At 32.2% G+C, this 14,786-nt stretch carries 16 protein-coding genes; 11 read left to right on the top strand and 5 right to left on the bottom strand.

What is annotated here, in order from left to right; all coding sequences use genetic code 11:
• The first annotated feature begins 137 nt into the window (after window positions 1–137).
• From NG806_RS22975 to NG806_RS22955, 5 genes are all read left to right on the top strand, one after another.
• Window positions 138–551, top strand: a complete 414-nt coding sequence (locus tag NG806_RS22975; protein WP_261513145.1) for an acyl-CoA thioesterase — start codon at window positions 138–140, stop codon at window positions 549–551.
• Between the two features lie 96 nt (window positions 552–647).
• Complete coding sequence (pheA, locus tag NG806_RS22970) at window positions 648–1,496, top strand: prephenate dehydratase (RefSeq protein WP_261511461.1); 849 nt, start codon at window positions 648–650, stop codon at window positions 1,494–1,496.
• 351 nt (window positions 1,497–1,847) lie between these two features.
• Window positions 1,848–2,555: a hypothetical protein gene (locus tag NG806_RS22965; protein ID WP_261511460.1), complete on the top strand. Its 708-nt coding sequence runs from the start codon at window positions 1,848–1,850 to the stop codon at window positions 2,553–2,555.
• A gap of 120 nt (window positions 2,556–2,675) precedes the next feature.
• A complete protein-coding gene (locus tag NG806_RS22960) occupies window positions 2,676–4,913 on the top strand; it encodes a DUF2339 domain-containing protein (RefSeq protein ID WP_261511459.1) in 2,238 nt (745 codons plus the stop codon).
• 111 nt (window positions 4,914–5,024) lie between these two features.
• A complete protein-coding gene (locus NG806_RS22955) occupies window positions 5,025–5,462 on the top strand; it encodes a hypothetical protein (protein WP_214833621.1) in 438 nt (145 codons plus the stop codon).
• A 55-nt stretch (window positions 5,463–5,517) separates the two neighbouring features.
• Here NG806_RS22955 and NG806_RS22950 read toward each other — a convergent pair whose 3' ends face one another.
• Complete coding sequence (locus tag NG806_RS22950) at window positions 5,518–6,795, bottom strand: replication-associated recombination protein A (RefSeq protein ID WP_214833624.1); 1,278 nt, start codon at window positions 6,793–6,795, stop codon at window positions 5,518–5,520.
• A 101-nt stretch (window positions 6,796–6,896) separates the two neighbouring features.
• Here NG806_RS22950 and yidD point away from each other — a divergent pair, with 101 nt between their 5' ends.
• On the top strand, window positions 6,897–7,139 hold the full coding sequence (gene yidD / locus NG806_RS22945; protein WP_214833626.1) for a membrane protein insertion efficiency factor YidD: 243 nt from the start codon (window positions 6,897–6,899) through the stop codon (window positions 7,137–7,139).
• Window positions 7,140–7,573: 434 nt separating this feature from the next.
• Window positions 7,574–8,440: a prolipoprotein diacylglyceryl transferase gene (gene lgt, locus NG806_RS22940; protein ID WP_390882595.1), complete on the top strand. Its 867-nt coding sequence runs from the start codon at window positions 7,574–7,576 to the stop codon at window positions 8,438–8,440.
• A gap of 83 nt (window positions 8,441–8,523) precedes the next feature.
• On the opposite strand, the gene NG806_RS22935 is transcribed toward lgt, so the two are convergent.
• Window positions 8,524–10,041 (bottom strand): NAD(P)H-hydrate dehydratase, encoded by a 1,518-nt coding sequence (locus NG806_RS22935; protein ID WP_261511458.1) that lies wholly within the window; start codon window positions 10,039–10,041, stop codon window positions 8,524–8,526.
• 164 nt (window positions 10,042–10,205) lie between these two features.
• Here NG806_RS22935 and mscL point away from each other — a divergent pair, with 164 nt between their 5' ends.
• Window positions 10,206–10,589, top strand: coding sequence for a large conductance mechanosensitive channel protein MscL (mscL, locus tag NG806_RS22930; protein ID WP_214833633.1), 384 nt, complete (start codon window positions 10,206–10,208; stop codon window positions 10,587–10,589).
• Window positions 10,590–10,644: 55 nt separating this feature from the next.
• Here the strand turns inward: mscL and NG806_RS22925 are convergent, their stop codons facing one another.
• From NG806_RS22925 to NG806_RS22915, 3 genes are all read right to left on the bottom strand, one after another.
• Window positions 10,645–11,604 (bottom strand): D-2-hydroxyacid dehydrogenase, encoded by a 960-nt coding sequence (locus NG806_RS22925; RefSeq protein ID WP_261511457.1) that lies wholly within the window; start codon window positions 11,602–11,604, stop codon window positions 10,645–10,647.
• Window positions 11,605–11,699: 95 nt separating this feature from the next.
• Entirely contained in the window at window positions 11,700–12,104 is a 405-nt protein-coding gene (locus NG806_RS22920) for an LNS2 domain-containing protein (RefSeq protein ID WP_214834026.1), read from the bottom strand.
• A 230-nt stretch (window positions 12,105–12,334) separates the two neighbouring features.
• Window positions 12,335–12,751, bottom strand: coding sequence for a carboxymuconolactone decarboxylase family protein (locus tag NG806_RS22915; protein WP_261511456.1), 417 nt, complete (start codon window positions 12,749–12,751; stop codon window positions 12,335–12,337).
• A gap of 107 nt (window positions 12,752–12,858) precedes the next feature.
• Between NG806_RS22915 and NG806_RS22910 the strand changes: the two genes are divergently transcribed.
• The 3 genes from NG806_RS22910 to NG806_RS22900 all read left to right on the top strand — a co-directional run bounded on the left by NG806_RS22910 (window position 12,859) and on the right by NG806_RS22900 (window position 14,778).
• On the top strand, window positions 12,859–13,686 hold the full coding sequence (locus NG806_RS22910) for an AraC family transcriptional regulator (RefSeq protein WP_214833641.1): 828 nt from the start codon (window positions 12,859–12,861) through the stop codon (window positions 13,684–13,686).
• Between the two features lie 111 nt (window positions 13,687–13,797).
• The gene (gene idi, locus NG806_RS22905; RefSeq protein WP_214833644.1) at window positions 13,798–14,307 is read left to right on the top strand and encodes an isopentenyl-diphosphate Delta-isomerase; all 510 of its coding nucleotides are present in this window, start codon (window positions 13,798–13,800) and stop codon (window positions 14,305–14,307) included.
• A complete protein-coding gene (locus tag NG806_RS22900; protein WP_214833647.1) occupies window positions 14,308–14,778 on the top strand; it encodes a hypothetical protein in 471 nt (156 codons plus the stop codon). It begins immediately after the preceding gene.
• Window positions 14,779–14,786 lie beyond the last annotated feature (8 nt).

Below are 14,786 nucleotides of genomic sequence, written 5' to 3'. Positions count from 1 at the left end.
ATTTATGCCCCGATTAATTCTTTAGTTAGTACTGTGTTTAGAAGGAAGACAAAGGTCTAATTTTTTATTTTCAAAAAAAAATATTGCAGGTATTGATTATTTAAAAATATATTTGTATGTATAATTTGAGACCCAAAATGATACATACAAAACACTCAATACGAGTACGTTACGCCGAAACAGACCCAATGAAATATGTATACTACGGCAACTATGCAGCGTATTTCGAAATTGGCCGAGTTGAGCTATTTCGAGCCATAGGAATATCATATGATGAAATTGAAAATCAAGGAATTTGGTTACCAGTTTCTGATTATAAAATTAAGTATTTAAAACCAGCTTTGTATGATCAAAAATTAGAAATTCATACATATATAAAAAAAATACCTGGAGTAAGAATAGAATTTGATTATGAAATCTATAATGAAGAGGGTATAAAAATCACGGAAGCCTCCACTACTCTGTTTTTTTTAGATTCAAAAACCAATAAAATCATCAAATGCCCAGATTATCTTCTAAGGCTTATTGAAGAAAACTGGAAAACAGAATGATAATATGTTGCATAATTAGCCATGAGATTCTTTATTAAAATAAATAATTTCTTTCCTTTGCTAAACATTAATTTTAGATTTTAATCAAATAGATACATGAAGATTGCATTTCTAGGTCCACACGCGAGCTTTACTCAGCTTGCAACTACACAGCTTTTTCCAAACGAAGATCTTTTACCACAGGCTAATATTTTAGACTGTTTTACTGCAGTAGAAAACGGAGATGTTGATAAAGCTGTAGTTCCTTTGGAAAACTCCATAGAAGGTACAGTTTCTATGACATTGGATTATTTATATAAAACTCCGTCTATAAAAATTGAAGCTGAGGCTGTAATGCCTATAGCCCACCATTTAATGATTCATCCTGATAACAATATTGAAGATATTGAGAGGATTTATTCTCATCCACAGGCTTTAGCACAAAGTTTTCACTTTTTAGATACTCATTATAAAAACGTCCCAAGGCAAGACTTTTCTTCCACTGCGGCGGCGGCTAAATATGTTTCCGAAAATCCAGAAAATAAGATTGCGGCTGTTGCCAATCAGTTTGCGGCTAATCTTTATGGTTTAGAGATCATCAATCGAAATATCCAGGATTTCGAACAGAATCATACCCGCTTCATTGTTATTTCTAAAGAAGGACATTTTTATAAAAATGAAAACCTTGACATTCTGGGAGAAAAGTCCGGACTCTTAGTTACCCTTCCGGAAGATCATGCAGGAGGTTTACATCAGGTACTCTCTGTATTTGCATGGCGAAAAATGAACCTCAGTAAAATTGAATCAAGAACTTTAAAAACCGGACTTGGAAATTATTTTTTCTACATCAATGTAGCAGGAGAATGGCAACCAATTTTGCATGAAAATGCAATACTAGAGCTGGAATCCATACAAGCAACAGTTGACTTTTTAGGCAATTACAAGGAGTTTCTTTTGGAAAGCTAATTTCACACTTTAATAAAATCATGTAATAATGGCATTATGATGCATTAATGTCACTATTTTAAGCAAAAGCTGTCACAAAATGTGACAGCTTTTTTTTTATGTTAACAAAAAATTATTCAACTAAAAGGGATTTATTAGAATTATTTCATTATCTTTAATCCAAAAATAATTTAAGTATAAACACTCATAGTATAAATACGTAATAATATCTTAAATATAATTTATAAATTGTTAAAAATTTTTGACAAACGATAGATTAATATTATATAATATATAACACGCAGGCATAATTTTTGCTGTATAACAACAAAACTAACTAGAGTCAACCATAACAATTTAAACTTTTATAACATGAAAACTAAAATTTCCACTCTAATTCTATCTTTGATAGCAGTTCAGGCATTTTCACAGGTAGGAATCAACACAACAACACCAGCAGCTACCCTAGACGTAAACGGAGACGTGAAAGTAAGAACGGTTCCTACGACGGCAACGACAACAGGGTACAACGTATTAATGTACAATACAGCATCATCAGAAGTTGAACAAGCGAATCCTGCATTATTGGCCAGTGCTTCCAGTACTAACCCAACTCTTTATGCAGCAAAGAAGACAGCTGGGATCAGTTTATTAAGCTTAGGATTATTTCCTAGTGGATTCAGAGCAGTAAATTTCCTTAACGCTGAAAGAACACTTGGTAGTGCTGCATTATTCTCGGATACTGACAACACGTATACAATTCCATCAGATGGGGTTTATGCAATTGGGTTTACGTTCCGTTACGGTACTGGATTACAGGCTTCGATATTAGCAAACTCTCCTGGAGTAGGGATCGTAAGAACAAGAGCAGGTGTAGCTACAACAATAGATAGCCGTGCGTTCAGTGGTGCCAACTTAATTTTATTAAGCTTAACAATTTCAGAATCTAGCTTGAACTCGCTGTATTCTTTACAAACCGGAGATAAAATTTCATTCGGACTTGTTGGATCATCAGTTCTTGACGTAGGTTTATTAGGATCAAGTGTTGCTTCATTCTACATTTACAAAGTGTCTAACTAAGACTTTTATTTAATTTAATCACTATACACCTTTAATCCATCATATGCAGATATGATGGATTAATTGTTTATAACCAATCATACCAAACATTTATCTATATTTGATTAAACAAATGAAAGTATGGCAGAAAATTTCCTAATTATTATGTGTATTGTATTGGTTATAGTTATTTACAACCAACTGAATAATAAAATACGGAAACTTGAAGACAGGATTTCAGATCTGGAGAAGAATAGCAATACTGAAACAAAAACTTATACAAAAGAAGAACAAAAACTTTCTCCACAAATAGCTGCATCTTCGGAAATCCAACAGGAACCGCAATTACTTTCAAACGAAGAAAAAACTGTTCAATCCGAAGTTTTTCCAACAGATAACCAAAAAGACTGGCTTGAACCTATTTTCATTTTTTTCAAACAAAATATCTTAGCCATTATTGGAATTTTCACTCTTGTTCTCGGAATAGGTTATTTTGTAAAATATGCAATTGATAAAAACTGGATCGGCGAAATTGCAAGAGCTGGTATTGGATTTTCTATAGGTTCTGTCATCATTATTACTGGTCATTTTTTAAGAAAAAACTACACGATCTTTTCATCCATTATTCTAGGTGGTGGCATTGCGATCTTATATTTTACGACTACCATAGCATTCCGGGAGTATCATTTGTTTGCTCAAAATACAGCTTTCATAATCACATGCTGTATTACCTTACTCTCCATTATTCTTTCTTATTATTATAAAAGTGAAGTCCTTATTATTTTCTCATTATTCGGAGGGTTTTTAGCTCCATTAATGATAAGTACGGGTCAGAGCAACTATTTGTTTTTATTCACGTACATCTCTGTTTTAAATATTGGAATGCTGATCATTACATTCTTAAAACACTGGAAAAGTGTTGGCGGAATCGCTTTCTTTTTCACTCATCTTTATTTATTATACTGGATTGTAGAAAAGCCTGAAATACTTAGCGTTTATTTCTACCTTATCAGTTATGTGATCTTCTATGCATTTGCATTACTGAATTATATAAAGAAAAATATTCTTTCTTCTCTTGATATTGTATTGCTGGTACTGGTAAATTTCTTTAGTACATTAAGTCTGATCTATATTTTTAATAAGCTTGGATATGAACCTGTAATAATTTTCCCTCTTATTTTTGCTGTTATTAATGGTTTCTTATTATTTAAAGAATACACAAAGAAAAACTTTGGAAGTCATTATTCAGTTTTTGCCGGAATCACAGTAAGTCTTATCACAATTGCCGTCGCTTTACAATTTAAAACTCATTTAATTACCAGTATTTGGGCAATTGAGGCTACACTACTTCTTTTCATATGGAAAAAAACAAAACTCAATATTTTCAAAATATTCTTTTATATCCTTTTTCCATTGGTTATAATCGCTCAGATCATTACATGGTCACAATATTTCACTTTAAAAAATCTTACTTTATTTTTCAACCCTGTTTTTCTTACAAGCTTTATTACCATTATCACAACACTTGCTAATTTAGTTTTACTAAAAAAATTACCAGGAAAAGATTCGTCTGAAAACAACTTCTTCGAAAATGTATTCAAATTATTAAGCTATGCTATTATTTACTTTGCATTGCTATTTGAGCTGATTTATCAAGTATCTGAAAGACCTTTTGTAATAATAGCCAGTTTAGGATTATTATTAAGTCTGTATTACATCATTATTCTATTATTATTAAGTAAGAAGCTGGAAATAAACAAGCTGTTTGATACAGGGTTAATATATATTTTCTTAGTACTTACCGTTATTCATGTTTCATCATGTGGTTCAGAACTGATTATCTCCATTCTATTAAAAGAGTCGTCAATTACCTTTTATGGCATTTACCTCTTATATCTGATTCCTTTTATTTATCTGTATTGGAAACGCTTCCCAACTTTAGATTTTTTAAGAACAAAAATTGCATATTGGTTGGCGGCATGTGCTTTGGTTATCGTTATCAGTTGTGAACTTTATCACCTATATATCTTAGGAAATGCGGTAGATTTTTCAAAACTTTATGAACTTCAAAAACACTTTAGTATTTTATATTTACCGATCATCTGGGCTATTCTCGCAAGTATCTTTATTTATGTTGGACTAAAAAAAGACAATTCCGAATTTAGTAGAATTGGGTTTGTTCTGATAGGTATCATGGTAGTAAAACTCTATGCATATGACGTCTGGCAGATGGACAATATCTCCAGAATCATTGCATTTATCTTATTAGGAGTCATTTTATTACTAAGTTCATTTATGTTCCAGAGATTAAAAAATATGATTAAAAATCTTGTTGATAAAAAGGAAGAAACTGATGAAAGTAAAAATTTAGAATCGTAATAAAATTCATTATTTATACATAATTTTTAATTTACACCAATTTCCTTTTCAGATTTTATTAAAAATACTTATATTTAACAAGTTTTTAATAGTTACCTTATTCTATAGATTATGAAAAAAATCCTCTATTCTTTCTTACTATTCTCTTCGGCTTGTTTATTTGGTCAGAAGAACCCTGCTACTAAATTTGCTGTGGCAAATGATATTGTTGGAACAGTAGATATGTTCAATACTAAAAAAGATTTCGTTCAAAGCATGAATCTTTATAAAACTCCAGCTAACTTACCACAGAATCTTAAAAAATTCGGCTATATCGCAGAAAATGGATTAGCAGAAGTTAAGATTAAAAAAGGTTATGAAAATCTGGATAGATTAACGCTTGGAGAGCTTAACACTTTAAACAATCTACCAAAAGAAACTCCTGTAATGATTGAAGGGTATGAATTCACTAATATGGATACACGTGTCTTTGGTGATATTTTAGCAAAAGTTGAAGTAAAGGACTATAATGGTAAAAAATCATTGTTCGTTACAACTACTAAAAAATAAGAACTGATTTTAAAATATAATTAAAAAGGATACTCACCCGAGTATCCTTTTATTTTTAGTATTTATCATTCCATTTTTTCTTAAGCTCTTCATGAATCTTTTTTTCTGTGGCGTTATTTCCGGGTTCATATAACTTCATGTCTTTGATTTCTTCCGGAAGAAAATCCTGCTCTACAAAGCTTCCTTCATAAGAATGGGCATATTTATAATCTTTACCATAATCGAGATCTTTCATAAGTTTCGTAGGTGCATTTCTAAGATGTAGAGGCACAGGAAGGTTTCCTGTTTTTTTAACCAAAGCTAGCGCTTCATTAATAGCCATATAAGTGGAATTACTTTTAGGCGAAACGGCTAGATATACCGCTGTCTCACTCAAAATAATCCTCGATTCCGGATTACCAATTACATTTACTGCCTGAAAACAATTATTGGCAATCACCAATGCATTCGGATTGGCCAGACCAATATCTTCAGCAGCAAGAATTAACATTCTTCTGGCAATAAATTTAATATCCTCACCCCCCGCAATCATTCTTGCTAACCAATATACTGCTCCATTAGGATCTCCACCACGCATAGATTTTATAAAAGCAGAAATAATATCATAATGCTGCTCTCCATTTTTATCATACAGAGCCATAGTCTCCTGCAGAACAGCAAGAACATCTTCATTCAGAATTTCTTTCGTTTCAGAGTTTTTATATTGACCCAAAACCAGTTCTACAGAATTTATAAGCTTTCTTGCATCACCTCCGGAATACTGAATAAATGCTTCTTTTTCTAATATCTTAAATTCGGTTTTCTCTTCCTCATTGTATCTTTCTGATGCAATATCAACAAGCTCTTCCAATTTTTCATAGCTCAGAGCCTTTAAAATATAGACCTGACTTCTTGAAAGTAAAGCAGAAACTACTTCGAAACTGGGGTTTTCTGTAGTAGCACCAATTAATACAATCCATCCTTTTTCTACAGCATGCAACAAAGAATCCTGTTGCGATTTATTAAATCGGTGAATTTCATCAATAAATAAAATAGGAGATTTTCCAGAAAACAGATTCTGTTTTTTAGCTTCATCTATCACATCCCTAACATCCTTTACACCTGATGAAACAGCGGAAAGTTTATAAAATTTCCGACCTGATTTTTCAGAAATTATCTCAGCCAATGTTGTTTTTCCTGTTCCCGGCGGTCCCCACAAAATAAGAGAATTCAAAGCATCATTCTCGATCATTTTTTTTATCGTTCCCTTATCTCCGGTAAGATGCTCCTGCCCTAAAACTTCATTTAAAGTTTTAGGTCTTAATTTTTCAGCTAATGGAATATTTTGATTCAAGATATTTTACAATTTTTGTTTGAATGTTTCAGTTTTAAAAGCCTGAAACTTCTAACAAATTTAAACTAATTTTCATTTTTTTACCCTATTTTTGCATTGTTTTGAAATTAACAATCAATAAAATCATTACTTTTCCTTTGGTAATTTTAATTAAATTTTACCAATGGTTTATCTCGCCCTTACTTCCTAAAAACTGCCGTTATGAACCCACATGCTCACATTATATGGTGGAATCATTGCAGGTTCATGGTATTTTTAAAGGTTTCTGGTTAGGTATAAAAAGAATTTCAAAATGTCATCCTTGGGGAGGAAGTGGATATGATCCTGTTCCCCCAAAGAAATAAAAAATTCAATATAAACTATCAAAAAAATAGAAATGAGTAATATTTTTTTCAGAATTTACCTTGTCGCATTTGCATTCATTACCCAATGTCTTTTTGCACAGGAATACCCGGGAGGTCTATCAGACGGAACTTTAAAAGTGAATTCTACCGAAATTCCCGTAAAAATCTATTCAACAACTGAAGTAGTGAATTTAAGCTCTTTTGTTGATCAGCCGATTAGCAATAATGTTCTGGTAATTCTGAATAAATCAAACTTTGAGCCTGCTTATTATGATTCCAGCTCTCTAATTCTGATCAAATATAAGAATGCTAATTATCAATTTTTTGATAAACACTTCAAGCTGATAAATACTGCTATTACTAAGGAAAATATAGAAACTTTAAAATATGCTGTAAAATCAAACAAACCAATTACAGCTGCTGATCAAGTTGAGCTGAAAACTCCTTTTAAAATATGGGATCCTTCAAATGGAATTCAGTTAGGTCCGATTACACTTCATTTCTATAGTCTGATGTTCATTTTTGCTTTTGGACTTGGCTATATTATAATGGCAAGAATTTTCAAAATTGATAATGTTAATATAAAATATTTAGAACCTCTTTTTACATGGACTTTAATAGGAACTATTCTGGGTGCAAGATTAGGGCACGTTATTTTCTATCAGCCGGAATTATTTAAAGAAGATTTCTGGAGTGTATTTTTACCAATTAGCACTAAAAATGGCTTGAAATTCACGGGTTTTTCAGGATTGGCAAGTCACGGTGCAACTATTGCATTGATCTTTACTACACTTTATTATTCATTTAAAATTATCAAAAAGAATCCATTTTGGGTATATGACAGAATAGGTATTGTGGTTGCTTTAGGGGGTGCCTTTGTAAGAATGGGTAACTTTTTCAATTCAGAGATCGTAGGCAAGCCTGTTGATCCTAGCTCACCATTTGCTTTACTTTTCCCACAACAAAGCAGTGAATATGGTATTACAGTTCCGCGTTATCCTACACAGCTATTTGAAGCATTTGGCTACGTTTGCCTGTTCATCTTATTATGGGTTCTGTATAAGAAAACAGATAAAAAATACCAACAAGGATGGTTATTCGGATTGTTCTTTATCATTCTTTGGGCTGTCAGATTCTTTGTAGAATTTTTAAAAGAACCTCAGGGAGACGAATTTATCCAGATTGGAGGTTTAAATACGGGACAGGTACTTTCTATTCCATTTATGATTGCAGGAGTTGTGATCATGATCATCTCTAAGAAATTTAAAATTACTCCGGAGCAAAATGCTAAACCAGAATAAAATTATTTTCCAATAATATATAAAGCCACAATTAAATTGTGGCTTTTTTTGTAGATCAACTCAAATCAATAGAATACTATAACCTATAATTTACGAGCAATTTTCTTATTAATCCTCTCAAACACATTACCAAATTCATTGATAAGGTCAGTTGGAAGCATTGATTCTTTAGAATATTTTTCAGCCGCATAATCGGCAGCCTTTCCATGTAACCATACCCCAAAAATAGCAGCTTCTTCCTCAGAATATCCTTGTGCCAATAAGGACGTTAGCACTCCTGTCAGAACATCACCACTTCCGCCCTTAGCTAAACCTGCATTTCCGGTAATATTGTAATATACATTTCCTTCCGGAGTAATTATTTGGGCGTGATGATCTTTCAAAACAATATAAATGTGAAATTCATTCGCTTTCTTGCGAGCCAATTCCAACCTTTCAAAAGAATTTTCAGTAGCTCCAAATAGTCTTTCAAATTCTTTCGGATGAGGTGTGATAATTGTATTTTGCGGAATAAGCTTTAAGTTCTTTTTATTTTCTGAAATAATATTCAAGGCATCTGCGTCTAAAACCAACGGCTTAGAATGTTCTTTTAGAAATTGTAAAAAACTTTTTTGAGTTTCTTCACCTGTACCTATACCAGGACCTATACCACAAAATGAATTTTCATCAATCTCAAAATTATCAATATATTGATCCCCTCCTTTTATAAACATTGCTTCGGGGCATGAAGTCTGCAAAATATTGTATCCACAGTCCGGAGCAAGACTAAAAGTAAGTCCAGCACCTGTTTTCAAAGCAGCTGTTGTTGAAAGTACTGCGGCTCCCATTTTTCCATAACTTCCGGCAACAATAGTTACTTTTCCGTAGGTCCCTTTATGAGAGAACTCAAGCCTAGGTTTAAAGACCCCTTTGATTAGGTCATCATCAATGACAAAATCAGAAGTTTCTGCAGTCGTGATATAATCTTTATTTAAGTCAATATTTAAAACTTCAACTTTTCCTGTAAACTTTCCACTTTCGGGATGTAGAAAACTCTTCTTCCAGAATTGAAAGCTCAATGTGTAATCCGCCTTAAAAACAGAAGAGTTATCATCACAAATTCCATCAGCAAATAATCCGGAAGGGACATCAATAGAGATTTTAACGGTATTAATTGTATTTAAATAATCAATAAGATCTTTAAATTCACTGTCGAGAACTCTAGATAAACCGGTTCCAAAAAGAGCATCAATGATAAGAGTTTCATGATCGAAACTGTATTGATCAACTTCGTCAAATTTCTTAACTGAAATTCCTGACACCCCTTCTAATCTTTCAAAATTAACCTGGGCATCATCAGAAAATTTTGATTTTGGATTGCTCACAAACACATCTACATCAAAGCCTTCAGTATGCAGTAATCTTGCTATAGCAAACCCATCTCCACCATTATTTCCGTTTCCACAGAAGATCACAAACTTTTTATGACTTTTACAGTGTTCTGATATCCAGTGTGCACATGATTGGGCGGCACGCTCCATTAATTTTATAGATGAAATGTGATCATTCAGTATTGTAAATTGGTCACACTCCCTTATTTGCTCCTTCGTAAATATTTTCATTTCATATTAGTATGCGACTAATTTATAATATTTTTTAATAATGTAAAGGCCATTATCCTACATTCATTTTATTTAAAAAGAATATAAATAAATATCCCACAAAAGCGAAAAAAATAACAATTTTATTTATATTTGTGTTATACACAACTTTAAAAAAATAAATTATGGGATTTGTAAAAGAATTTAAAGAATTTGCAGTCAAAGGCAATGTCATTGATCTTGCAGTAGGGGTGATTATTGGTGCAGCTTTTGGAAAAATTGTTTCATCATTTGTAGAAGATGTAATTACACCTCTTTTACTTAATCCAGCTATGAAAGCTGCAGGTGCTGACAATATCAAAACATTGGCCTGGAATGGTGTTACTTATGGTAACTTTTTAGCTGCAGTCATTAACTTTTTATGTATTGCCTTGGTTTTATTTATGATGATTAAAGGAATTAACAAAATATCAAAACCAAAGGAAGAACCTGCTCCTGCGGGACCCACTGATGATCAAAAATTATTAATGGAAATCAGAGATTTGCTAAAAAATAAAAATAACATATAATAGAAAAACACCTCAATTGAGGTGTTTCTTTTTATTTTAATAATTCCTAAATAAATTAGTGAATCTGTAGTATACTTGAAATTTGTTCTGCTAAGGAAAGACCAATTCTATCCTGAGCTTCTAATGTTGATGCTCCCGTGTGTGGAGTTAAAGAGATTTTTGAATGGTTAAGGATTTCTTTAGAAGGCGTCGGTTCATTAATGAAAACGTCTAATCCGGCAAATTTCACTTTTCCTGAATTCAATGCTTCGATTAAAGCTGCTTCATCAATTACTCCACCTCTGGAACAATTAACAATCGCTACTCCATCTTTCATGATTTCAAACTCATTCTTTCCTATCATATACCCTTCTTTTTGAGCAGGAACGTGTAATGTAATAAAATCTGAGTGCTTTAAAACCTCTTGCAAAGGTTCAGTTTCAATATCTACATTGATGAACTGGTTATTATAGAATTTTACTTTAATACTGGCGCGTCCCACGTTATTATCAGCCGCAATTACCCTCATCCCAAGACCTAAAGCAATTCTTGCAACTTCCTGTCCGATTCGTCCCATACCAACGATTCCAATCGTTTTTCCTCTTAGTTCAATTCCCTCAGCATATGCTTTCTTAAGGCCTGCAAATTCGGTATCACCTACTAAAGGCATTTTTCTGTTGGAATCCTGTAAAAATCTTGCTCCAGAAAACAAATGTGCAAATACTAATTCAGCAACTGATTCTGATGAAGCAGAAGGCGTATTAATCACATGAATCCCTTTCTCTCTTGCATAATCTACATCAATATTATCCATACCAACACCTCCTCTACCAATAATTTCAATAGATGGGCAGTTATCGATAATATCTTTCCTTACCTGAGTTGCACTACGAACCAGTAAAGTGCGGATCTTATGTTCATTAATATAATCTACCAAAAACTCCTGTGGAACTTTCGCTGTGATTACTTCAAACCCCTTTTTAGTTAATGCATCAATTCCAGATTGATCCAGACCGTCATTTGCTAAAACTTTCATAAATACAGTTTATATTTAAAGTGAAAAGATTTAAAAATTAAAAAATCAAGTGTATTACTTTTTCGTTTAATCTTTAAATCTTTGAATTATATTTTTTAATCTTCTTTGAAAACTTCAATGGTCACTTGCTTTTCTACCAAATCTGTAAACTTCCCTTTATACCTTGTAGCTCGCACCAAGTGGTTATCGATCCAGTGATAATTGCCACCTCTCGGCTTTCCACATAAAACACTATGATATTTAAATCCGTGTTTATCCAGCCAATCTATTGTAATTTGTTTTAAATTTTCAGTACGTGAAGTAAAGAAACAGATCTGATGTCCTTCATCATACCACTTGTTTACCGTTTCCAAAGCATCTGGATAAGGCTCACAAGTAACCATTCTTTCAGGTTCTTCGTTAGGAACATCGTCTGTAATTGTTCCATCAATATCTATTAAATAGTTTTTTACTCCGTCCTTAAGTATTGGACTTATGTGTTCGATATATTCTAGCTCCATCATAAAAATTTGAATTACAAAGTTACAATTTTTACGGTGAAGACTATTGTTAAACTTGATTTATATTGAATTTAAACCATTATAATCGCTATTCAATGAATAAAATAAACAATATTACTACTGATTTCATAATTTTGATTGAAATTTTTCTGTTATGGCTCAATTCAATTCCCGGAAATAACCTCAATTTTAAAGTTATTTCCGGGAATTATGCAAACAATTAATATCATCTAGAATTTTTCTCCTAAACTAATTCTTAAACGGTTCAAAGCGTTCATCAAAGAAATACTGGAGGTAAGTTCTACAATTTCTTTCTCAGAAAATTTTGACTTTAATTCTCTTAGTAAGGGATCAATGTCTTCTGTTAAACCCGTTACGGCATCTGCCCATCTTAAGACTAAGAGTTGTTTATCATTGAATGATATGGAATGTTTATATCCTGGTATTTTATCAATTAAAGATTGTTCAATTCCCATTTCTCTCAATTCAGCAGAATGAAAACTACAACAATAAGCACATCCATTTAATTGAGATATTCTTAGTTCAGCCAATGCAATAAGCTGATTATCAATTTCAGAATTTCTAATACTTGAATGAGCCTGATATAAATGCCCTACCGTTTGCTTTGCAATACTTTTATAATCCATCTTTTTTTTACAAAATTATAGAGATTCCTGCCTTTGAAAGGGTATAAAAAAGAGAACATTGAGTACAAATAAAAGATTTACTTTTGTACGATCTAATCAATGTTGAGATGGACCATATACGAGAGCTTATTGAAATAGAAATAATAGAATTATCAGAATGGAAAGATCGTTTTCGTAAAAATAGTTTCTTTGAATTGGTATTTATACTTGATGGAAAAGGAATACAAAGTATTGAATATAAAACCCAGGATTACAAGCCGAATGATTTTTTTCTTCTACCCTATTCAGAGTGTCACGCATATGAGATTATTGAACCCACAAAGTTTTTATTTATTCGGTTTACAGAACATTATTTTAAAAATCTTAAAAACACGAAGATCAATTATTCCCTGTGGTATAGCAAACTAAACTATATTATCGGATTTTATAACTTCAGTCTGGGACTTCCTTTTAACAATATCAAAGAAAGAGATCAGGTAAAAAGATTGTTTGAAATAATTGCTAATGAAAAGGATCAGGCTTCAGAATATTCAGAAACACTGGTAGCCAATTCACTTTCATCCATACTAACAATAATAAGTTCAAAATTAATCAGCGAAAAAGAAAAAGGTGATCATAAATTTTCAGAGATCATTCAACATATCAATCAAAATATCATCAATGAAGATCAATTATCCATTGCCTATCTTTCTGAAAAATTTAATATTTCCAATAAATATTTCAGTGAGTATTTTCGAAGGAAATCTGATGAATCACTAAAGGAATATATTCAGAAAACAAGGCTGCAGATAGCAGTTAACAGGATAAAATACACCCAAAATCCTTTGCAGGAGATTGCTTGGAGTTTAGGTTTTACAGATGGGAGCCATTTAAATAAAACTTTAAAAAAGCATTTTGGACTCTCTTCATCTGCATTAAGAAAAGAGGAAAAGTAGCAGTACGTTCAATGAGTTCTTAAATTTCACTATTTCTCTTTGTAGTTCACTCTTATATGATGTTTTACCAAAAATTTCCAAAATACATTTATTAAACTTACATTTGTAGGAATGGAAGAATTGGTAGTCTTAGTAAATCACGACGACGATGTTTTAGGTTTGATGGAAAAACAGCAGGCTCACGTTAACGGCTTGCTACACCGTGCTTTTTCAGTATTTTTATTTAATGATAAAGGAGAGATGCTTTTGCAAAAAAGAGCTTCTAAAAAATATCATTCTCCTAACCAATGGACCAATGCCGTATGCTCACATCCAAGAAATGGTGAAAGCTATTTGGAAGGTGCAAAACGTAGAGTAAAAGAAGAATTAGGAATAGAAACTGAGCTTTCAGAAAAATTCAACTTTATTTATAAAGCTGATGTTGGTGGTGGGCTATGGGAGCATGAATTAGATCATGTATTTGTAGGAAATTATGGTGCTGATTTTAATTTAAATAAAGAAGAAGTTGACGAGGTAAGGTATATTTCCATGAATGACCTGGACAAGGAGATCCTCGAAAATCCAACAAATTTCACAGAATGGTTTAAGATCATTCTGGAAGAATATAAACATCATTTTTAGATGAAAAAGAACCTGATAGTAGTAATTACATGTATGCTTGGATGCCTTTCATTTGCTCAGAAAGCAAACACTTATGAAAGTGCCAACTATTCAATTAATGTTCCCGAAGGATGGAAATCAACCAATGACGAGGGCATTGTAAATGTTTTTCCAACCAATGAGATCGGAGCCATCACTATTTCAGAATATCACGATCTTAATATTCCAAAGGAAGAAACAAAAAAATTCATCCTTGCTCTTTATAAATCCAAGGACGAAGAAAGTAAAATAAAAGCCAGCAAAGGTAAGAAAGGATATACTGAATACCTTTATGAGTATTTTGATGAACATGATAAACTGTTCTGGATCACCAAAGTTTTTCAAAAGGACAAAAACCTGTTTCTTATATCCATAAATTGTGGACAAAAATATTGGAACGGTAATTATATGAACCTTTTCAACGAGACTTTCAATAGTTTTAAAATAAAGTAATAGAAATA

The sequence above is a fragment of the Chryseobacterium paludis genome (genome assembly GCF_025403485.1).
Lineage (GTDB): Bacteria > Bacteroidota > Bacteroidia > Flavobacteriales > Weeksellaceae > Chryseobacterium > Chryseobacterium paludis.
This window is presented reverse-complemented; position numbering and strand designations above follow the sequence as displayed.